The 21,123-nt window shown below is 62.1% G+C and carries 20 protein-coding genes; 7 read left to right on the plus strand and 13 right to left on the minus strand.

Features of this window, described 5'->3' with window-relative positions:
* Positions 1-30: 30 nt before the first annotated feature.
* From M1D34_RS28390 to M1D34_RS28405, 4 genes are all read left to right on the plus strand, one after another.
* Positions 31-1,125, plus strand: a complete 1,095-nt coding sequence (locus tag M1D34_RS28390) for a BMP family ABC transporter substrate-binding protein (protein WP_498786103.1) — start codon at positions 31-33, stop codon at positions 1,123-1,125.
* An 86-nt stretch (positions 1,126-1,211) separates the two neighbouring features.
* Complete coding sequence (locus tag M1D34_RS28395; RefSeq protein ID WP_498786105.1) at positions 1,212-2,747, plus strand: ABC transporter ATP-binding protein; 1,536 nt, start codon at positions 1,212-1,214, stop codon at positions 2,745-2,747.
* A complete protein-coding gene (locus M1D34_RS28400; RefSeq protein ID WP_498786107.1) occupies positions 2,731-3,795 on the plus strand; it encodes an ABC transporter permease in 1,065 nt (354 codons plus the stop codon). Before M1D34_RS28395 ends, M1D34_RS28400 begins: the two co-directional genes overlap by 17 nt.
* Positions 3,795-4,715 carry an ABC transporter permease gene (locus M1D34_RS28405; protein WP_498786109.1) on the plus strand — a complete coding sequence of 307 codons (921 nt, stop codon included), beginning with the start codon at positions 3,795-3,797 and terminating at the stop codon, positions 4,713-4,715. The genes M1D34_RS28400 and M1D34_RS28405 overlap by 1 nt, the downstream gene beginning before the upstream one ends.
* Positions 4,716-4,761: 46 nt before the next feature.
* Here the strand turns inward: M1D34_RS28405 and M1D34_RS28410 are convergent, their stop codons facing one another.
* On the minus strand, positions 4,762-4,953 hold the full coding sequence (locus tag M1D34_RS28410) for a DUF6494 family protein (protein WP_498786111.1): 192 nt from the start codon (positions 4,951-4,953) through the stop codon (positions 4,762-4,764).
* 352 nt (positions 4,954-5,305) lie between these two features.
* Between M1D34_RS28410 and nuoH the strand changes: the two genes are divergently transcribed.
* The 3 genes from nuoH to M1D34_RS28425 all read left to right on the plus strand — a co-directional run bounded on the left by nuoH (position 5,306) and on the right by M1D34_RS28425 (position 7,411).
* Positions 5,306-6,292, plus strand: coding sequence for an NADH-quinone oxidoreductase subunit NuoH (nuoH, locus tag M1D34_RS28415; RefSeq protein ID WP_498786113.1), 987 nt, complete (start codon positions 5,306-5,308; stop codon positions 6,290-6,292).
* Positions 6,293-6,360: 68 nt separating this feature from the next.
* Complete coding sequence (locus tag M1D34_RS28420) at positions 6,361-6,927, plus strand: NADH-quinone oxidoreductase subunit I (RefSeq protein ID WP_498786115.1); 567 nt, start codon at positions 6,361-6,363, stop codon at positions 6,925-6,927.
* Between the two features lie 43 nt (positions 6,928-6,970).
* The gene (locus M1D34_RS28425) at positions 6,971-7,411 is read left to right on the plus strand and encodes a CBS domain-containing protein (RefSeq protein ID WP_013845539.1); all 441 of its coding nucleotides are present in this window, start codon (positions 6,971-6,973) and stop codon (positions 7,409-7,411) included.
* Between the two features lie 93 nt (positions 7,412-7,504).
* Here M1D34_RS28425 and nuoG read toward each other — a convergent pair whose 3' ends face one another.
* The 12 genes from nuoG to M1D34_RS28485 all read right to left on the minus strand — a co-directional run bounded on the left by nuoG (position 7,505) and on the right by M1D34_RS28485 (position 21,123).
* On the minus strand, positions 7,505-10,066 hold the full coding sequence (gene nuoG / locus M1D34_RS28430) for an NADH-quinone oxidoreductase subunit NuoG (RefSeq protein WP_498786117.1): 2,562 nt from the start codon (positions 10,064-10,066) through the stop codon (positions 7,505-7,507).
* Positions 10,067-10,095: 29 nt separating this feature from the next.
* Positions 10,096-11,361 (minus strand): NADH-quinone oxidoreductase subunit NuoF, encoded by a 1,266-nt coding sequence (gene nuoF, locus M1D34_RS28435; RefSeq protein ID WP_498786119.1) that lies wholly within the window; start codon positions 11,359-11,361, stop codon positions 10,096-10,098.
* A gap of 3 nt (positions 11,362-11,364) precedes the next feature.
* Complete coding sequence (gene nuoE, locus M1D34_RS28440; protein WP_498786121.1) at positions 11,365-11,871, minus strand: NADH-quinone oxidoreductase subunit NuoE; 507 nt, start codon at positions 11,869-11,871, stop codon at positions 11,365-11,367.
* A gap of 18 nt (positions 11,872-11,889) precedes the next feature.
* Positions 11,890-13,104, minus strand: a complete 1,215-nt coding sequence (nuoD, locus tag M1D34_RS28445; protein ID WP_498786123.1) for an NADH dehydrogenase (quinone) subunit D — start codon at positions 13,102-13,104, stop codon at positions 11,890-11,892.
* A gap of 16 nt (positions 13,105-13,120) precedes the next feature.
* A complete protein-coding gene (locus tag M1D34_RS28450) occupies positions 13,121-13,669 on the minus strand; it encodes an NADH-quinone oxidoreductase subunit C (protein WP_498786125.1) in 549 nt (182 codons plus the stop codon).
* The gene (locus M1D34_RS28455; RefSeq protein ID WP_498786127.1) at positions 13,666-14,169 is read right to left on the minus strand and encodes a NuoB/complex I 20 kDa subunit family protein; all 504 of its coding nucleotides are present in this window, start codon (positions 14,167-14,169) and stop codon (positions 13,666-13,668) included. The genes M1D34_RS28450 and M1D34_RS28455 overlap by 4 nt, the downstream gene beginning before the upstream one ends.
* Positions 14,157-14,522 carry an NADH-quinone oxidoreductase subunit A gene (locus tag M1D34_RS28460; protein WP_248447020.1) on the minus strand — a complete coding sequence of 122 codons (366 nt, stop codon included), beginning with the start codon at positions 14,520-14,522 and terminating at the stop codon, positions 14,157-14,159. Before M1D34_RS28460 ends, M1D34_RS28455 begins: the two co-directional genes overlap by 13 nt.
* 215 nt (positions 14,523-14,737) lie before the next feature.
* On the minus strand, positions 14,738-16,177 hold the full coding sequence (locus tag M1D34_RS28465; protein WP_498786128.1) for an NADH-quinone oxidoreductase subunit N: 1,440 nt from the start codon (positions 16,175-16,177) through the stop codon (positions 14,738-14,740).
* The gene (locus tag M1D34_RS28470; RefSeq protein ID WP_498786130.1) at positions 16,174-17,649 is read right to left on the minus strand and encodes an NADH-quinone oxidoreductase subunit M; all 1,476 of its coding nucleotides are present in this window, start codon (positions 17,647-17,649) and stop codon (positions 16,174-16,176) included. Before M1D34_RS28470 ends, M1D34_RS28465 begins: the two co-directional genes overlap by 4 nt.
* Before the next feature lie 6 nt (positions 17,650-17,655).
* Positions 17,656-19,416 (minus strand): Na(+)/H(+) antiporter subunit D, encoded by a 1,761-nt coding sequence (locus M1D34_RS28475; RefSeq protein ID WP_498786132.1) that lies wholly within the window; start codon positions 19,414-19,416, stop codon positions 17,656-17,658.
* A complete protein-coding gene (locus M1D34_RS28480; protein ID WP_498786134.1) occupies positions 19,409-19,663 on the minus strand; it encodes a hypothetical protein in 255 nt (84 codons plus the stop codon). Before M1D34_RS28480 ends, M1D34_RS28475 begins: the two co-directional genes overlap by 8 nt.
* Complete coding sequence (locus tag M1D34_RS28485) at positions 19,660-21,123, minus strand: monovalent cation/H+ antiporter subunit D family protein (protein ID WP_498786136.1); 1,464 nt, start codon at positions 21,121-21,123, stop codon at positions 19,660-19,662. The genes M1D34_RS28480 and M1D34_RS28485 overlap by 4 nt, the downstream gene beginning before the upstream one ends.

Genomic DNA, 21,123 nt, shown 5'->3' on the forward strand with positions numbered 1-21,123 from the left:
ACGACACGAACCGACAAAGGGGTTACTGCCATGTTCAACCTGACCAGACGACAATTCCTTCAATATTCCGGCGCGACCGGTGTGGCACTCGGAACCGGAAGCCTTGCCAGCTTCGTCAGCGCAGAGGAGCCGCTCAAGATCGGCGTCGTCTATGTCTCGCCGATTGCCGAGATCGGCTGGACCAAACAGCACAGCCTCGGTGTCGACGCGATCAAGAAGGAATTCGGCGACAAGGTCGCCATAACGGTCATCGACAACATCTTCATGCCCCAGGATGCCGAGCGCGTGTTCCGCGAGCTCGCCGCCTCCGGAAACCAGCTGATTTTCGGAACCAGCTTCTCGCACGGCACGCCGATGCAGAAGGTGGCGCCGCGCTTCCCCAAGACGGCCTTCGAACACTGTTCGGGCATCGTGCACCGCGCAAACCTCGGCACCTTCGAGGCCAAATATTACGAGGGCACCTTCGTCGCGGGCGCTGCCGGCGGGCATATGAGCAAGTCCGGCAAGATCGGCTTCATCGGCGGCTTCCCGATCCCGGACATTGTCGGGCCGGCGAATGCGCTTCTTCTCGGCGCGCAGAGCGTCAATCCGGGGGCCACCTGCAATGCCATCTTCCTCAACTCCTGGTTCGATCCGGGCAAGGAGAAGGAAGCCGCCAATACGCTCCTGTCGCAAGGCTGCGACGTGATCTGTTCGATGACCGATACGGCGACCGGCGTACAGGTGGCCGGCGAAGGCGGCGCCTGGTCGATCGGCTACGCCAGCGACATGGCCAAGTTCGGCTCCGGCAAACAACTCACGGCCTTTACGCTCGACTGGTCCAGTGAATATCTGCGTGCCGCAAAAGGCGTCGCGGAGGGCACCTGGAAGGCCGAGGCGCGTTGGGACGGGCTTGCCGCCGGCGTCGTCAAGATGGCCCCCTATAACGAGGCGATCCCTGCCGACATCCAAGCCAAATTGAAGCAGCTCGAAGCCGATATCGCAGCGGGCAAGATCCATCCATATGCCGGCGAGCTCAAGGATCAGGACGGCAAAGTCAAGGTCGCTGCCGGATCGGTTCTTTCGGATACCGATATCCGGGGCATGAACTGGTTCGTCAGGGGAATGATCGGCAAGCTCAGCTGAGTCGCGTCCTGAAATCGACGTGACCGCGGTGAAATCACGCGCCGCGGACACGTCGTCCCCAATGCACAACCACGGCAGGAGCGGCCATGATCCCCCGCCTCGAACTGCGCAGCATTACCAAGAGTTATCCCGGCACCGTCGCGAACGACGCCGTCTCGCTGTCGATCCTGCCGGGAGAGATACACGCGGTCCTCGGAGAGAACGGCGCCGGCAAATCGACGCTGATGAAGATCATCTATGGCGCGGCTCAAGCCGACTCGGGCGAGATCTATTGCGACGGCAGACGGATCGAAGCGCACAATCCCGCAATCTCGCGTTCGCTCGGGATCGAGATGGTCTACCAGCATTTCGCGCTCTTCGAATCCGTCTCGGTGGTCGAGAATATCGCCCTGGCGGTCAAAGGCACTTTCGACCTCGACCGGCTCGCGGCCGAGATCAAGACCTTGTCGGCGCGCTACGGCATGCCCATCGATCCGCACCGCAGGGTGCACGATCTCTCCGTCGGCGAGCGGCAGCGAGTGGAGATCGTACGTTGCCTCCTGCAGTCACCCAAGCTTCTGATCCTGGACGAGCCAACCTCGGTGCTTACGCCGCAAGCCGTGGTGAAGCTCTTCGAAACGCTTCGCCAGCTGGCAAGCGAAGGCTGCAGCATCGTCTATATCAGCCACAAGCTCGATGAAGTGCAGGAACTTTGCGACACCGCCACGGTGCTGCGCAACGGCAAGGTGACCGGCACGGCAAAACCCAAGGAATCGACGTCGCTGGAGCTCGCCCGGATGATGGTCGGCTCTCAGCTTCCGCAAATGCATGTCAGTCCTTCAGCCCCGAGCGCCAAGCCGCTGCTGGAAGTCCGCGGGCTGTCCGCTCCCGCGCGGGACAAGTACGGCACCGAGCTGACGGATGTATCCCTCGAGGTGCATGGCGGCGAGATCGTCGGACTGGCCGGTGTGTCGGGCAATGGCCAGGCGGAGTTGATCGCGCTGTTGAGCGGCGAGCGGACCCATCCGCGTGCCGAGACGATCCTCATCGGCGGCAGACCGTCCGGCCACCTCAACGCCGGCGAACGGCGCAAGCTCGGCATGGCCTTCGTCCCGGAGGAACGCCTCGGCCGTGGCGCGGTCCCGCCCCATTCCCTATGGGAAAACGCAGTGCTGACGGCCCACCGGGCGGGCCTCGTGCGCAACGCTCTCGTCGACCGCAGGCGGGCCGGCGAGTTCGCGAGGCACATTATCGAGCGCTTCAAGGTGAAGGCGAATGGACCGCAAGCGAGCGCGCAAAGCCTCTCCGGCGGCAACCTGCAGAAATTCATCGTCGGCCGCGAGCTCACCCTGGAGCCGAAGATTCTTCTCGTGTCCCAGCCGACCTGGGGCGTGGATGTCGGTGCAGCCGCCTTCATCCGTCAGACGCTCGTCGATCTCAGCCGCGCCGGCGCTGCGGTGCTCGTCGTTTCGGAGGAGCTCGATGAACTGTTCGAGATTTGCGACCGATTGCTGGTCATTTCCAACGGCCGTGTTTCGCCGCCATTGATCAGAAAGCAAACCAATCGCGAAGAGATCGGCCTCTTAATGACCCGGGTCGGCCATGGCGAAACGAGGAGAACCGAAGTTGCGCTTGAGGATTGAACAAAGGCAGGAACCATCCGCGCAGATGCGGATCGCCGCTCCGGTGATCGCCACGGCGCTGACCTTTCTTGCCGGGTCCGTACTGTTTGCCGCGCTCGGCTATGATCCGCTGGCGACGCTGCACGCCTTCTTCGTGTCGCCCATCAATTCCATCAACGGCCTTTCGGAGTGGCTGCTCAAGGCCTCGCCTCTGATCCTGATCGCCTGCGGACTGGCGGTCGGATTCCGTGCCAACATCTGGAACATCGGCGCCGAGGGGCAACTGATCATCGGTGCTATCGCAGCCTGTGGCGTCGGCCTTTTCTATCCCGATCCCGAGAGCCCGCTCCTCATTCCCCTGATGTTTCTCGCCGGCGCAGGCGCCGGCATGGTATGGGCGGCGATCCCGGCATTTCTCAGAGCCCGCATGAACACCAACGAGATCCTCGTCACGCTCATGCTGACCTATATCGCGACGCTGTTGCTGTCCTTTCTGGTGCACGGCCCGTGGCGCGATCCGGCGGGCTTCAACTATCCGCAAACGGCGCTCCTGCCCGCAGCGGCAATGTTCGAGCCCTTCGATTATTCCTACCGGCTCAATCCGTCGATCTTCATCACGGCCGTAGCGGTCGTCATGATGTGGCTCTTCACCGATCGCAGCTTCCTCGGCTACAAGATGTCGGTGAGCGGCGCCGCTCCCCTTGCGGCACGCTATGCGGGCTTTCGCGAGTCCTCCTCAGTCTGGACAGGGCTGCTTGCGGGTGGCGCGGCGGCCGGCATCGCCGGTATGGCGGAAGTCGCCGGCCCGCTCGGGCAATTGTCGCCCCAGATCTCGCCGGGTTACGGCTTTGCCGCCATCATCGTCGCCTTCATCGGACGGCTGAACGCCTTTGGCATCGTGCTCGGGGGGCTGCTGATGTCGCTCCTCTTCCTCGGCGGCGAAACCGTCCAGATGACCCTCGGCCTGCCGGCGGCGCTCACCCGCATCTTCCAGGGCATCCTCCTGTTCTTCCTGCTCGCTGCCGACTTCTTCATCTACTATCGTCTTCGTCTTCCGGAGCACGCCTGATGGATCTTTTCATTGCCATTTTCACCGGGACAATCATCGCCGCGACGCCATTGATATTCGCAGCCCTTGGCGAGCTCGTCGTCGAGAAGTCTGGCGTGCTCAACCTGGGGCTCGAGGGCATGATGCTGATGGGGGCGGCCTTCGCCTTCTGGGCGGTGATCGCTGGCCTGCCGATGCCGGTGGCCATCGCCGCCGGCGCACTCGCCGGCGCCGCCACCTCGCTTCTCTTCGGGGTGCTGGCGCTGACGTTTCTGACCAACCAATATGCCGCCGGCCTGGCGCTCGCCATATTCGGATCGGGGGTTTCGGCGTTTCTCGGCCGCGGGTTCGGCAGTGCGCCTATCGATGCGCTGAAGCGCGTCCATATCCCCTTCCTCTCCGATATCCCGGTGGTCGGGCCGATGTTCTTCCGCTTCGATCCGATGGTCTATCTGGCAATCGGGATGTTCGGCCTCATCACCTGGTTCTTCTACCGCACCAAGGGAGGCCTCATCTTGCGCACGGTCGGCGAGTCGCCCGAGACGTCGCACGCGATCGGCTATCCTGTCATCAAGATCAGATATCTGGCGGTGCTTTTCGGTGGTCTGATGGCTGGCCTTGCCGGGGCATACCTGTCGGTCGCCTACACGCCGCTCTGGGTGGAAAACATGACGGCCGGCAAGGGCTGGATCTCGCTCGCACTCGTCGTCTTTGCGACATGGCGGCCGTTGCGCGTGCTGATCGGCGCCTGGCTGTTCGGCGGCATGACGATCCTGCAGCTGCAGGGCCAGGCTCTCGGCATCGCGGTCCCTTCGGAGCTGCTCTCGGCACTTCCCTATCTCGCGACGATCATAGTTCTCGTGATCATCTCGCAAAATCGCCAATTGCTCACGCTGCACTTCCCGGCGTCGCTCGCAAAGCCATTCCGGGCGGCGAGCTAGCGTTCCAGGAAAGGTGGCTGTGATGCTGGAGCTTCCTGCTCTCGGGTTATGGAAGCTCTATATCACCCTCCACTACGTGATTGAGTTTGGTGCCTTCCGCCGTCAGCGTCATGCGGACTTTCAACGTCTTGCCGCCGATCTGCCCCTTGCGCACCGTCTCCTCGATCTCTCTCTGCGACGTGACTCCGACTTCTTTCAGGAACTTGCGGATCGACATATTGAAGGCATCTTCGCTCATGGCAGGACTCCTCTGTGTCTGGAAGTGATTGTAGGAGAAGGGGCGTGAACAAGGAAGCAAACGGCCGCGCGGATTGTTGAAAACCAGATCAGCCGCGCGGCCCCCTCCGGCATGCGGAGATCGGTTCAGCATACCGCCGGCAGATGCTGTCGACGCCGGTTCCTTGCCGCCTCATTGCAAGTGGAGCGTGACGGCTGTACCGTGAGGCTGACAGGTGCGCAAAACGCGCGCTGCTGCATGTTGCCTTAAGAACCTGGCCGAGCCAAGGATGAAGTCATGCAGCGATCCAGAGTGCCACATCTCGCTTTGCGCGTCCGACAACACGCGCGGGCTGGGCAACGGACGCAAAGTCATGGAACTTATCGTCGCCCTCGGCGTGATCGTCTTCAAGGTCGCCTTGGTGATCGCGATCCTGCTGTTGCTGCCCCTGCCGCTGACGTGGTTGGAACGCAAAATCGCCGGGCACATGCAGCAGAGGATGGGGCCGATGCGCGTGGGCTGGCACGGACTGCTGCAGCCGGTGGCGGACGGGATCAAGCTCCTGACCAAAGAGGATCATATACCGGCCGAAGCCGACCGCTTCCTGTTCAAACTGGCTCCGATCCTGGCGCTTGCCCCGCCCTTCGTGGTGTTTGCCGCAATCCCGTTCGGCGAAAGCGTTTCGGTCCTCGGCAACGAGATCACGCTCTACATTTCCAACCTGAACGTAGCGCTGCTTTTCGTCTTCGCGGTGATCGGGCTGGAGGTCTATGGCGTCATCTTCGGCGGCTGGGCGGCAAACAGCAAATATGCGGTCCTTGGTTCTCTGCGGACCTGCGCGCAAATGATCAGCTACGAAATTCCGATGGGGTTCGCGGTCATCGGCGTCGTCATGCTGGCGCAATCCATGAGCCTGCTGGACATCGTGCGGGCGCAAAGCGACGTCTGGAATGTCGTTTATCAGCCGATCGGATTTTTCGTGTTCTTCGTCGCAGGCCTTGCCGAAGCGCAGCGAATTCCTTTCGATCTTGCGGAAGCCGAAGGCGATCTGGGAGCCGGGTTCCATACCGAATATAGCGGCATCCGCTTCGCCTTGTTCATGGTCAGCGAATATGTCGTCATGGTGCTGGTGTCGGTCCTCACCGTGATCCTGTTCTTCGGCGGGTGGAACGGCGTGCTCATCCCGCTGCCGCCACTCCTCTGGTTTTTGCTGAAGGTTGCCTTCTTCGTCTATCTGTTTATGTGGTTCCGCTTTACCTTCCCCCGCTACCGCTACGACCAACTGATGGCGATCGGATGGAAGGTCTTGCTTCCCCTGTCTTTGGCGAACATAATCATAAGCGGTGTTGTTTTCTCTTGATGCATGCCGCCCACAAGCTCTGGGTACGGACATGCAAGACGACTCTCAGGAGCCGCAGCGAGGCGACCATGTCGCGCGCACTCGACAAAGCTGGAAGATGGATCGGCTGGGCCTTCTTCGCCGATCTGGCGAATGGTTTGGCTTTAACCTTCGGCTACATGTTCTCCAGACCCGTCACCATGCAATATCCGGACAAGGAGAAATGGCTGCCCTATTCGCGTTATCGCGGGCATCATTTCCTCAAACGTGACGCCGAGGGCGAGATCAAATGCGTCGCTTGCGAACTTTGCGCGCGGATCTGTCCCTGCGACTGCATCGAAGTGGTCCCCTACGAGGACGAGAAGGGCAACCGGCGCCCGGCCATATTCGAAATCGACACGGCCCGCTGTCTCTTCTGCGGGCTCTGCGAGGACGCCTGTCCGGCGGACGCGATCGCTCTTGGCCAACAATATGAATTTTCGAGTTTCTCCTCGCGCGACTTGGTGATCGGCCGTGACGATCTCCTCGCCAAGCCGGGCAAGGCGATGACCGGCGGCGGTGTCGTCGCTGCGCGCCTGAACACCGAACGGGATGTTCTGGTCGAGACCAGCGAGCCGCGCGGGTACAACTGGTGGCGGAATATTCGACGAAAGTGAAGGCGCGCCGGGCGTCGCGCCGAAGCGGGGACTGGAGGTTCAGATGCACATCTGCCAAATCCTGGGGAGCAAGTCTCCCGAAATCTTCTCGGTCACGCCGGACCATACGATGGTGGAAGTATTGCGGCTGTTTCGCGATAAGAATATCGGCTTCGTCGTCGTCGGCCGTTCGCCAGGGGAATGCCTGGGCACGCTCTCGGAGCGGGACTGCTGCCATGCCGTGGCCGAGTACGGCACCGAAGCACCCCTGATGCGGGTCGGAGAAATCATGAACCGCACTGTCGCGACCTGTTCGACGGAGGATTTCCTTCCCTTCGTGATGTCGATCATGACCGAGCGGCGCACGCGCCATGTACTGGTCATGGACGGCAACGATGCCGTCGGCGTGGTCAGCATCGGCGACGTGGTCAAACACCGGCTCGAAGAGGCATTGCAAGCGGAGCGGGACATGCACGATTACATTTGCGGAGCCAACTATCGCTGACGCAATCGCCTGCCGCAGATTGCCTGAGAGTGGACCCGATCAACAGCAAGGCTGCAGCAAATGCCCCCCTCTGCTCCGCAGATCCGGATGCAATCAGACCCGGTCTTCCTCCAGAGCAGATTCTACGCGCTTCGCGCACTCTTGGACCTCCACCGAACATGGATACTCGCCCCGCCGCATCAGACTGTTGAGCCGCAGGGCGCGGTAGTTTTCGGGAACGAACACGAGCCCGTCTGGAAAGCGCCTGTTGACCTTGAGCTTCGCCGTCAGCTCGCCCCGGGCGGATCGCACGAGCACCTGATCGCCGTCTGAAAGGCTAAGACCAGCGGCATCCTGAGCGCTCATCTCGACAAACGGGTCATCCGCGACCGAATTCAGGGTTTCCGAGCGCTCGGAAACATAGCCATTGTGGAACAGACAGTTGCCGGTGATCAGCTGGAGCACGTCCGTCACCCCAGGCGCAGACGGAGGAGCGAAGAACCCGCGTGCCCAAGGCTGCAGGGCTGACGTGGTGAAGGCACCGTCGGCACCAAGCCCTTCCCACGTCAAGCCTTCATAGGCGGGAACCAACCGGGTCATCTCGTCGAAGATGACGGTCTCGGTCGATGGCTGCAGCGGCTGCTCCCGAAGCGCAGCGATAAAGCCGAAGATCGCCAGATTGCTCCTGGCGTCAAAAGCCGGATCGCGGAATTTGCGGAGCTCCTGGGTCCGGCCTTCATTGTTGGTGAACGTGCCGGATTCTTCGCCGTAACCGGCTGCGGGCAGCACGACGTCGGCCAGTCCCGCCGTATCGGTGAGAAACGCGTCCTGCACGATCAGAAGATTGGCGGCACCCAGTGCGCTCTCGACGAACTCCCGGTCGGGATAGGACATCAGCGGGTCGCTTCCGACCACATAGAGCACACCCATCCGCCCGCTTTCGCAGAGTTCCAGCATCGCGTCGAAATCGGCACCCGGTTCGCGAGGGATCTCCGCGCCCCAGCTCCGTTCGAACTTCGTGCGCATCGCCTCATCGGAGACAGGGCCCAGCCCCGGCAAAACCCCCGGCAGAACACCCATGTCCCAGGCGCCCATTTGATTGGCACGATCGAAGAGGAACTGCAGCGAGGGTTCCTTGCCGAGCAGGCGCAGGAGCTGCAGAAGGTTGCCGAGCTGCTGCAGCGTCTCCCGCGCCAGCGGTGATCTCAGCAGATCGACGCTTACCAGGAGAGTGACGCTCCGACCTTCCTTGAGCGTTAAGACCAGACGGTCCAACGCATCATTGGCGCCGGAACTGGCGATCGTCCCGCTGGTCTTCGCAAGAATGTCTCCCGGGAAACCCTCATCGGCCACGGCCGCGAGAGCAGCCACGACTGCGGCAAGGCTCTGAGCCTCGCCGCCGGGACGGGCGCGAAGGACCGCCCGGGCATCGGCATCGAGCCGAGATGGCCGTGCCGAAAGCATGAGCAAGCGGGTATGCCGCCGCCGCGCGGCATCGCGCAGGAGGTATTCGGTGACCGGATTCTCCTCGGTCACATTGCCGCCGATGATAAGGACGCAGTCCTTGCCGATCACCTGTTCGAGAGGGTCGCGGCTGTAAAAGCTTGCCACTACGGGGGCCAGAATGTCGAGGGGCGTGGACCAGCGCGACGAGCAGTCGATATTATTGGTGCGGAACACCGTCCGCATCAGCTTCTGGAACTGGTAGAGCACCTCGTTCGGCAGGCGCGGCGAGATGAGGCCGCCGGCGGCCGTGCCCTCCACTACCGCGAGGCGCTGGCGGAGAAATTCGCCCGCCTCCTCCCATGACACCGCAGTCAGCGCTCCGTCGCGGCGGATCATCGGCCGCTTGATGCGATCCCGGCTTTCGATGAAGTCGAGGCCGAAGCGGCCGCGCACGCAGAGCGTTTCGCGGTTCACGCCATGTTCCCAGTCCGAGCGGACCCGCATGAACTCGCCTTTGCGCGCTCCGACGGTTAGCTGGCATCCGGTGCCGCAATGCGGGCAGATCGTGTCGGTCTCGGCGAGATCCCAGGGCCGTGCTCTGTAGCGATAGGGGAAACTCATCAGCGCGCCGACCGGGCAGACCTCGACGCAATTGCCGCACTGGTCGCAGCTTGCAAGACTCCCCTCGAAACCGGTGACGGCGGTGTCCATTCCCTTTTCGACCGTGCCTAGCGCCACCGCGCCAACGACCTCCTCGCACATGCGCACGCAGCGCTGGCACTGGATGCACCGGTTGACATTCATGATGATGACTGGGCTCAGACGGATGTCCTTCGAATGGAACACGCGTTTTGGGTCGCGGAACCGGCTTTCGCCGGGTCCATACGCCATGACCATGTCCTGCAGTTCGCACTCGCCGCCCTTGTCGCAGATCGGGCAATCGAGCGGGTGATTGGCCAGCAGCATGTCGAGCATGGACGAGCGCGTTTCCTCGATCAGCGGCGTATTTGTCCGAACCACCATGCCGTCCGCTGCCACAGTGGCGCAGGCCGGCTGCAGCCGCCGCAGTCCCTCGATCTCCACCAGACACATGCGGCACGAGGCGAGTGGCGGCAGCCGCTTCCAATAGCAGAAGGTGGGGATCTCGATGCCCAGTCGCTCGGCGGCGGCGAGCACCGTGGAGCCAGCCTCGACCTCCAGCGATTGTTCGTCGATCGTGATCTTGACCATACTTCCTCCCAGACCGGCCCGGTTCCCTTTCAGTGGAAGGGGCACCTCCGCTCTTCGATATGGGCGACGAACTCCGCGCGGAAATGCTTGAGCGCGGCCCGCAATCCCATGGCCGCGCCGTCGCCCAGGGCACAAAACGTGTTGCCGAAAATGCCCTTGCAGAGCATCTCCAACTGCTCCAGGTCGCCGGTTTCACCCTCGCCTGCCTCGATGCGCCGCAGGACTTTCACGGTCCAGTCCAAACCTTCCCGGCATGGCGTGCACTTGCCGCAGGACTCATGGTGGAAGAACTCGATGATCCGCGTGGCGAGCTTGACCATGCAGGTCGAGTCGTCGATCACGACCACGCCTGCCGAGCCGAGCATCGAACCGGCCGCGGCAAGCGAGTCGAAATCCATGCCCACCTCGAGCTCGCTCTCCGGTATAACCGGCGCCGATACCCCGCCGGGAATCACCGCCTTGACCTTTCGCCCCGGCAGGGGCCCGCCGGCGTGTTCCTCTACGAGTTCCCGCAGCGATATGCCCATCGGCAACTCATAAAGGCCGGGTTTGCGCACCTGACCGCTGAGACAGTAGAGCTTCGGGCCGGGGCTCCTGTCCGGCCCTATGCCGCGGAACCATGCCGATCCGCGCATCACGATATGCGGCACGCAGGCAAGCGTCTCGACATTGTTGATGACTGTCGGGCTGGCGTAGAGCCCGGCCACGGCCGGAAACGGCGGCTTCAGTCGCGGCTGCGCCCGCTTGCCCTCGAGAGACTCGAGCATTGCGGTCTCCTCGCCGCAGATATAGGCGCCGGCTCCGCGATGGATGTGGACCATGAAACTGAAATTCGAGCCAAGAATGCCGGCGCCCAGATAGCCGTTTTCATGCGCCTCGGCGATCGCCTGTTCCAGGCGGCGAATAGCCGTCACATACTCTCCGCGAATGTAGACATAAGCCGTCTCGGCCCCGATTGCATAGGCGCTGACCGCCAGCCCCTCGATGAGCTGATGCGGGTCGCGCTCCATGATGATGCGGTCCTTGAAGGTACCGGGTTCGCCTTCATCGGCATTGCAGCAGAGGTATTTCGGCTTGCCGGCCGCTTTCGGCACGAAGCTCCACTTCATGCCCGTCGGGAAGCCGGCCCCTCCGCGGCCGCGCAGGTTGGATTCCTTGACAAGCTCGACAATCTCGTCGGGCGTGTATTCGCCGAGCGCCTTCCTGAGCGCCCGGTAGCCGCCGCCGGCCTCATAGGTCGACAGCCGATGACCGTCCAGCACATCGACATTCCTGAGCAGGACCGGCTCGAACATAGCTTACTCTCCTGGCGCCGGCGCAGCGCGCTCGTCGCTCGTCACCCGCTCCGCCGCGCGGAAGCTCTCCAGCAGCGCATCGAGCCGCGCGGTATCAAGGTTGCCGTAGTAATCGTCGCCGACCTGCATCACCGGAGCCATTTCGCAGGCCCCGAGACATTCGACGGTCGAAAGCGTGAACAGCTCGTCCGGGGTGGTCTCGCCCTTATTAATCCCCAATGTCGTTTCCAGGTGATTGAGCAGCGCCTCGGATCCGCACAGCATGCAGGAGACGTTGTCACAGAGTTGCAGGTGGAACCTGCCGATCGGTTCGGTATGGAAGAGCGTGTAGAAGGTCGCCAGTTCATAGACCCAAACCCGCTCGACGCCGAGGATCTCGGCGACGTCTTCGAGAACCGGGCCGGGCAGATGACCATGCTCCTTCTGCGCGATCATGAGCGCGGGCATGATCGCCGACCGCCGGTCGGGGTATCGTGTCGCCGCCGCCTCGATCTCTTCGCGCATCGACATCGCGTCCCATCCTCCCTGCTACTTGTCCACCTCCGCCATCACCGGGTCGAGACTGCCGAGCACCGCGATCATGTCGGCGAGGTAGCGTGCATTGGTGACGCCGAAGAGCGCCTGAAGATTGACGAAGGAAGGCGCCCTCACCTTCATGCGGAACGGCTTCGGCGATCCGTCGCTGATGATGTAGAAGCCGAGTTCCCCCTTGGGCGCCTCGATTACCGAATAGACCTCGCCCGCGGGTACGTCGAAGCCATAGGCGGAGAGATCGAAATGCTGGATCAGGGCCTCCATCGAGCAATGCACGCGCTCTTTATCGACGGGGAAGGCGATCGTCGGAATATCGACCTGAAACGGCCCGTCCGGCATCTGCTCCATGCATTGTTCGATAAGGCGGATGCTCTCGCGCATCTCGTCGACCCGGCAAAGCCAGCGCGCATAGCAATCGCCCTCCTCGCGCGTGATGACGTTGAAGTCGAGCCGATCGTAGATTTCATAGGGTTCGTCGCGCCGGATGTCCCAGTCGACGCCGGAGGCACGCAGGTTCGGACCGCTCAAGCCGAGGTCGATCGCGTCCGTTGCGGAGATCACACCGACGCCTTGCGTACGGCTGAGAAACACCCGATTGTTCTCTATCAGGCGCTCATAGTCGCGGATCCTGTTCGGGAATATCTCGCAGAACTCCCTGATCTTCGGAAGGAACCCGTCGGGCAGGTCCTCGCGCACCCCGCCGACGCGGCAGTAGGACGTGTGCATGCGTGCACCGGTGATCATTTCCAATAGGTCCATGATCATTTCGCGCTCGCGCATGGCGTAAAGAAGCGCGGTCATGGCGCCCAGGTCCATCGGCAGCGCGCCGGTGATCAGGAGATGGCCGGAAATCCGTGCGAGTTCGGCCATCATCACGCGGATATATTGCGCCCGGATCGGGGCCTCTATGCCGAGCAGCTTCTCCACGGCGAGCGCGAAGGCCAGGTTGTTCGAAGGCGGACAGAGATAGTCGAGCCGGTCGGTCAGCGGGAAGATCTGCGTATAGGTGAAGCTCTCCGCCAGCTTTTCGGTGCCACGGTGCAGATAGCCGATATGCGGGTCGACGCGCTCGACATATTCGCCGTCGAGTTGGAGCACGAGCCGCAGAACCCCATGGGTGCTGGGGTGTTGCGGACCGAGATTGAGAAGCACCTCCTTGGTATTGAGCGCTTCGCCTTCCGGCCTCATGAGCTCGGTGACTTCGGTCATCTCAACTCTCCGGCGTCTAACTAGCTCCTTGGGGTATATCTCTAGTGGCGAGGTCCGGCTGCGTCGGCGGCGGTCCCTCGGCACCGAAGGGGTTCAGCTTGTCCTTGTAGCCCCTCAACGGGAAATCCTTCCGTTGCGGAAAGCCCTCGAAACCTTCCCACATGTAGATCCGGCGCAAATCGGGATGCCCCTCGAAGCTGATGCCGTACATGTCCCAGGCCTCGCGCTCATGCCAGTTGGCGGTTCGCCAGACTCCCGTGACAGAGGGAACATGCGGTACGTCGCCGAGCCGGCACTTGATGCGAACGCGCCATTTGTTGTTCAGCGAATAGAGGTGGTAAACCGTCTCGAAACGAGGCATTTCGGGAAAGTGATCGACGCCGCAGATGTCAGAGAGGAAATTGAACTCAAGCGCCGGGTGTTCTTTCAGGAACCGACAGAACTCGACGATCTGCTCCGGTGGGACGGCAAAGGCGTAAATACCATTCGCAAGGCCGAGATTCTCGACTGCTCCTGCGAAGCTCCCGATGATCGCCGCGAGATCGACAGGCCGCTCCCCGGTCATGACGCTACAACCCGTCCCAGGGGCGTCCCGGTGAGTGCGCGGGACCTCTTGATCTTCTCCTGAAGCAGGAGAAAGCCGTGCATCAGCGCCTCCGGCCTCGGCGGACAGCCGGGCACATGCACGTCGACTGGGACGAAGGTTTCCGATCCCTGCACCACGGCATAGGTGTTGTAGACTCCGCCCGAAATCGCGCAGGTCCCCATCGCAATCACCCAGCGCGGTTCCGGCATCTGATCGTAAAGCCGCCGCACGACGGGCGCAAATTTCCGCGTGACCGTGCCGGCGATGATCATCACATCGGACTGCCGCGGAGAAGGCCGGAACACCACGCCGAACCGGTCCAGGTCGTAGCGCGCACAGCCGGCCGAGATCATTTCGATGGCGCAGCAGGCAATGCCGAAGGTTTCGGGCCACAGGGCCGACCTCCGGCTCCAACTGATGATGCTGTCGGCCGTGGTGAACAGTACACTGTCGCGGATCGCGTCGTTTACTCCTGCCATTCCAGCGCCCCCTTCAGCCAGGCATAGGCGAAGCCCACAAGTAGCAGCAACATGAAGACGAACATCTCGATATAGCCGACAATGCCGATCTCCTTCAGGACGACCGCCCAGGGAAAGAGGAACATCGCTTCGACATCGAAGACCACGAGGAGGATAGCGAGGATAAAGAACGGAACCCGGAAGCGGCCGCCTGCGGCCTCGCCCGCCGCTTCCATACCGCATTCGTAAGGGGCGTTCTTCTCGGGATAGGGATTGGACGGACGCAACAGCGATGAGACGAAAAGCGTCGCCGCCGCCACCAGGACTATCCCGGCGACCATGAACAGAACCGGCAGGAACTCCATTGCCGTCATAGCGTTGGCCTTGGCCAACCAGCGGCTTTTCTCAGCCGCGATCGGCCCCTTCGGAACCCGGGATGCCGGCGCCTCGATAGGCGGCCTGGGCAATCCTTTTCCTCCAAGGCGAGTCTATGCCGTCGGGCGGATCAATGCAAATCCAATTGATTAGTAATGCATGATCCGAATTGGCCCGCCTGTAGCGAACGACGATACAGCAGCGAAAACCCGCCTTACCCACCGAAAGCCGACTGTTGAGCTAACCTCAGGAACCACGCCGGAAACAGGCCGATGCCGATGGTGCCGGCGGCGGTGAAGGCGAGCGTGGCGCGGACGAGCGGCGTCAGCGCAGGTTCGAACGCCCTTTCCGGCTCGCGCATGTAGATCACCATCACGATGCGGATATAGAAGTAGGCGGCGACGACGCTGAGCAGGACTGCGATCACCGCCAGCGCGACGAAACCGCGCTCGACCAGCGCGACCAGCACATAGAACTTGGCGAAGAACCCGGCTGTCGGCGGGATGCCCGCGAGCGAGAAGAGATAGAGGAGCATCAGAAGCGCGAGCCCGGGATGGAACTTGGCGAAACCTGCGTAGTCTTCGATGACTTCGCCGGAAAAATCTCCGTTCCGCATCATGATCACGGCGCCGAAAATGCCGAGATTCATGAAGGTATAGATGAGCAGATAGAGCATCACGCTGGCGATCCCGTCCTGGCCGCCGGCCACCACGCCGAAAATAGCGAAACCGGCATGGGCGATGCTGGAATAGGCGAGCAGGCGCTTGAAATTATCCTGCACCAGCGCCACGAAACTGCCGAGCGCCATCGTTGCCACCGCAATGGCCGCGACGATGATCCAGGCGTTCGAGGCTTCGACAAGCGGATTAAGGAACACCCTGAGGATCACCGCGAACCCGGCCGCCTTGGGCGCGACCGACATGAAGGCAGTGATCGTCGTCGGCGCGCCTTCATAGACGTCCGGCACCCACATATGGAAGGGCACGGCGCCGATCTTGAAGACGAGCCCCGCAACGATGAAAACGACCGCCAGCAGCAGGGCGGGATCGAGCGGACCGCCGCTCACCGCCTCAGCCATCCGGTCCAGTTGGGTCGTACCGGTGAGCCCGTATATCAGCGAGACGCCATAAAGGAAAATCGCCGTCGAGACCGCGCCGAGGATCACATATTTCAACGCCGCCTCGTTCGACCGCCGCTCTTTGCGCAGGAAGCCTGTCAGCACATAAGTGCAGAGCACCATCAGCTCGAGACCCACATAGATCGAAAGGAGGTCGATCGCCGAGGCCATGATCATCATTCCCACAAGGGCGAAGAGCAGCAGGACATAATATTCGCTCCTGCCGATCCCCTCTATCTCGGCGTATTTCCGCGAGAGGAAGAAGGTCAGGACAGTCGCCAGATAAAACACCAACTTGAAGAAGACGGCGAAGCGGTCGGAAATGAACATGCCCGCATAGGCTGGCCGCATCTCGCCTGCCAGCATGAGCGTGGCCACCGCGGCGAGGAGCACGATCGCGACTGAAGCCCACAGGAGCAGATCGTCCCGTCCCTTGCGCACAAGCTCTCCAACAATCAGCAGGATGCAGGCACCGGTGACCACGATGATCTCGGGGACGCTCGCGAAGACCCATTGGAGAAGCGCGGCAGCAGTCATTGACCGCTCCCTTCACCGTGCACCTGCACCAGCAGATTTCGCACCGAGGCATCGATGATCCCGAGGAACGGTCTCGGATAAAGCCCGACCCAGAGCACGAAAATGGCGAGCGGCAGGATGGCAGCCATCTCGCGCCCGTTCACGTCGTGTATCTTGTACTTGGCACTTACACTCGCCGGACCAAGCGCCACTTTCCCGTACATGCCGAGCAGGTAGGCAGCACTCAGCAACGCACCCACCACGGCCGCTGCACCCGCGGCCAAGTTTGCCGCAAACCCGCCGGACAGCACCAGCAATTCGCCCACGAAAGCGTTCGTCCCCGGCAGCGCCATCGAAGACAGGGTGAAGAGCGCAAGAAAGGCGGTATAGACAGGCGCCGCCTTCATCAGCCCGCCGTAATTCGCGATGCTGCGGGTATGCGTGCGCTCGTAGATCAGGCCCACGAACAGGAACAATGCGCCAGTCGTTATCCCGTGGTTGAACATCTGCAGGATGCTGCCCTCGAGCCCGCGCAGGTTCAGCGCGAAAATCCCGAGCGTCACAAATCCCATATGGCTGATGCTGGAATAGGCGACCAGCTTTTTCAGGTCGTCCTGTGCCAACGCCAGCAAACCGCCATAAACGATCGCAAGAGCCGAAAGCACGAGCATGAGCGTCGAATAATAGAGCGATGCTTCCGGCAGCATCGGCAGCGAGAAGCGCAGGAATCCGTAAGCACCCATCTTCAGGAGCACGCCGGCGAGAATGATGCTGCCCGCCGTCGGCGCCTGGACATGTGCGTCTGGCAGCCAGGTGTGCACCGGCACCATCGGCACCTTGACAGCGAAGGCCACCAGGAAGGCGAAGAACAGCCAGGACTGGACGCCGAAGGGCAGATCCTGCGCTGTCAGGGCGAGTATGTCGAAGGTCTCGCCCCCCTGGAAATAGAGCACGATGACGCCGATCAGGAAGAGGATGCTGCCGGCCAGCGTGTAGAGGAAGAACTTGAATGCAGCATAGACCCGGCCTTCGCCGCCCCAGACGCCGATGATCAGGTACATTGGAATCAGCATAGCCTCCCAGAAGACGTAGAACAGGAACAGGTCGAGCGCGCAGAAGACACCGAGCATCAGCGCCTGCATGACCAGCAGGCTGACCATGAACTCCTTGACCTTGCGGTCGACCGCCACCCAGGAAGCGAGCACGGAGATCAAGCTCAACAGCGCCGTCAGGAACAGAAAGAGAGCGCTGATGCCGTCTACGCCGAGCGCATAAGTGATCCCGAGCGCCGGCACCCAGGGACGGCTCTCGGTGAACTGCATTTCGTGGGTCGTGGTGTCGAAGCCGGCCAGCATCACGATGCAGAGAGCGAGATCGGCAATACCGAAACCGAGCGCCGTCCACCGCACCGCATCGTCGCTGCGCATGAACATCAGAACGGCCGCCCCGGCGACGGGCACGAAGACGATGAGGCTCAGCAGCGGGATCGACATCGTGCGCTACCTCCACACCACCGCGAAGACGAGGATGGCCGCGATCAGACCGCCGATCATCGCCAGCACGTAGTGAGTGACGACGCCGGTCTGCAAGCGTCGCAATACGCCGCCGCCGTCAAGGATCGATCGGGCGACACCATTCACGACACCATCCACGCCATTGAGATCAAGCCGCATGCCGGCGCGCGCCGAGCCGTGCAGGAAGGGCAGCACCGCAGTCTCCGACACGTCGCTGACCGCCTTCTCGTACCGCGCCAACGGTTTTTCTGCGAACCACATGAAGGCGCGGGCTCCCTTGCGATAGAACCAGTCGGTGTCGAGACTGATCGTGCGCTCGGGATCGAGCGCCCGGAGGAAGATCACAAAGCCCAAAGCCGTAAACATCAGGATTCCGAGGCTCTCGGTCACGTGGACGCCGGTATAGGGCTCGAAATCGACAGGATAGGGCAGAAGCCCGTAGAGCGGCCCGGGGAATATGCCAATGGCAATGCAGAGCGCCGCGGCCATGCCCATCGCGACCAGCATGTTGCCGGGCGGCTCCCGTGCCTGCAGCCCGCGGTCGGTACCGAAAAACATGTAATAGGGGAGCTTGAGCCCGGTGTGCAGGAACGTCCCGGACGACGCCATCGTCAGCGCCAGCATTACCAGCGCGCGGTGATCCTGCCCTGCTGCGGCTATCACCATCGATTTGCTGACAAAACCCGAGAAGAACGGAAATGCCGAGATTGCGAACGCGCCGATCATATAGAGCGCTACCGTCAGCGGCATTGCCTTGTAGAGCCCGCCAAGCTCCGTGAGCTTGCGCCGGCCTGTGACGTAGATCACCGCCCCGGCGCCCATGAACAGGAGACCCTTGTAAAGGATGTGCGCGAAGGCGTGACTGGTGGCTCCGTTCACCGCCAGCTCGGTGCCGATGCCGATGCCCGCGACCATGTAGCCCACCTGACTGACGATATGATAGGCAAGAAGGCGGCGGCAGTCGTTTTCCAGCACCGCGTAAATGACGCCATAGAGCGCCATCACCGTGCCGAGCCAGACCAGCAGTTCGATACCCGGAAACGCGCGCGCCAGCACGTAGACGGCAGTCTTGGTCGTGAAGGCGCTCATGAACACCGCGCCGGTGACGGTCGCCTCCGGGTAGGCATCGGTCAGCCAGGCATTGAGCGGCGGCACCGCGGCGTTGAGCAGGAAACCGGCAAGAACGAGGTAGGCACCCGCGTCCAAAGCGCCCTCGACCGGGCCGAAGAGCAGCGAGCCAGCGGTTGCCCCATGGAGCAGAATTCCGCCGAGCAGGACGACGCCGCCGGTGACGTGGACCATGAGATACCGAAAAGCAGCGCGGATCGCCTCTCCCCCTCCCTGAGCGAAGACCAGATAAGCCGACGCGAATGCCATGCCCTCCCAGAACAGGTAGAGGGTCAGATAGTCGCCTGCGAACACCACCCCGAGCGCGCTGCCGACGTAGACGAAGGCGGCTACATGCTGGCCGGCGCCGGAAAGGTGCAATGCATAGACCGTCCCGATCAGCGCCATGACAGTGAAGACAGTAGCGAAGACGATGCTAAGCTTGTCGACCTTCGCAATCAGAATTTCCTGGCCGAGGAACCGCGTCTCGCTATAACTGCCGGGCTCTATCGCCATGACGGCGACGACCGCCAGTACGGGGACCAGCACGAGATAGGCTTTACGCACCGGTCCCGTGAAGAACGGGATCGGCAGAGCGCCTAGAATGAAGATGAGAGCCGGATGGACGAAATCAGTCATAATAATCCTCGCGCCGCATCAGCCCGGCGCGATGGCCGAGAAACTTGGAAACGAAGATGAGCAGCACGCAGGAGCCGAAGCCGTACGCCGCCGACCAGCCCGGCAAGCGCTCCCACAGGTATTCGGTATGGTCGCGGGGAACCAGGAAATCGGCGACGATGATCATGACGAGCACCAGATAGAACAGCCGCCGGCGCGGCCTCGCATATTGCGCGTCACCAAAGAAATCGACGACAGGCTTGATCATCGGATCACTCCGTCCGCGAGGGTGAGGAAATAGTAGGGGAAGATGCCCATCAGCACTGAAAGGATCGCGGTCGCGACCAGCGGGATCACAACAAGCGGGATTTCGCGGACCGGCGCCCGGTTCTCCTTGGTCTCCGCCTCGAAAAAGGCGGTGTAGCTGACCGGCAGAAAATAGGCGGCGTTGAGGACCGAACTTGCGAGCAGCACGGCCAGGAAAGCGATCTGCCCGGCCTCTACCGAGCCCTCCGCCAGATACCACTTGCTGACGAAACCTGCCGTCGGCGGAATCCCGATCATGCTCAGCGACGCGACGAAGAATGCCCCCATCGTCCAGGGAAGCCTGCGGCCGATGCCCGCCATGTCGCTGATATTGCGTTTTCCGGACGCGCAATAGATCGACCCCGCGCAGAAAAAGAGCGTGATCTTGGAGAATGCATGCGCGGCGATGTGGATGATCCCGCCGACCATGGCCAGCGGCGATAGGAGTACCGCGCCCAACACGATGTAGGAGAGCTGGCTGACGGTCGAATAGGCGAGCCTCGCCTTCAGGTCGTCCCGCGTCAGCGCGTAGATCGACGCCATCAGGATGGTGAACGAGACCAGATAGGCCGTGGCGATGCCGAGGCCCAGTTCCCCGACCATGCTGACACCAAAGACATGGAAGATCACCCGCAGCACGCAGAAGACGCCCATCTTGACGACCGCCACGGCATGCAGGAGCGCGCTGACCGGCGTCGGCGCCACCATTGCGGCGGGTAGCCAGGCGTGCATCGGCATCACCGCCGCCTTGGCGAAGCCGAACAGATAGCAGAAATAGACGACCGCGAGCAGCGTCGCCGATGCATTGGCGCCCGCCAGCAGCCCGCCCGCCACGAAGTCGAGCGACCCCGCGATGTGATAGGTTAGCGCCAAGGCTGCGAGAAGCACGCTTTTCGAGGCGCCCATCAGATAGACGAGATACTTTCGGCTGCCCCGCCATCCTTCTTCGTCCTCGTGGTGGTAGACGAGCGGATAGGTGACGAGGCTCAGCACCTCGTAGAAGATAACCAGCGTGAACAGATTTGCGGCGAAGGCTCCGCCCACTGCGGCAGCGAGGCTGGTGGCGAAGCAGGCGAAAAAGCGGGTCTGCGCGTGCTCGTGCAAGTGCCGCATATAACCAATGGAGTAGACCGCGGCCACGATCCACAGAAGCGACGAGACGGTGGCGAACACCATGCCGAGCGCATCGGCGCGGAAAGCGAAGTCGATCCCCGGCAGGACCTCGAACAGGCGCAGTTCGACGGTGCCGCCGGCCAGCACCGTCGGCGCCATGGAGACGACGATCGCAAACATGGCGACCGCCGCGATTGGCGATACCGCGTCGCGGAGTTTCTCGCGTTTGTTGAAAAAGAGAATGGCGAGAGCCGCCAGTCCGGCGACGGCGACGGCGAGCAGCGGCCGGGTCGATATCACCGGGTCCAA

The organism is Ensifer sp. D2-11 (assembly GCF_054161295.1).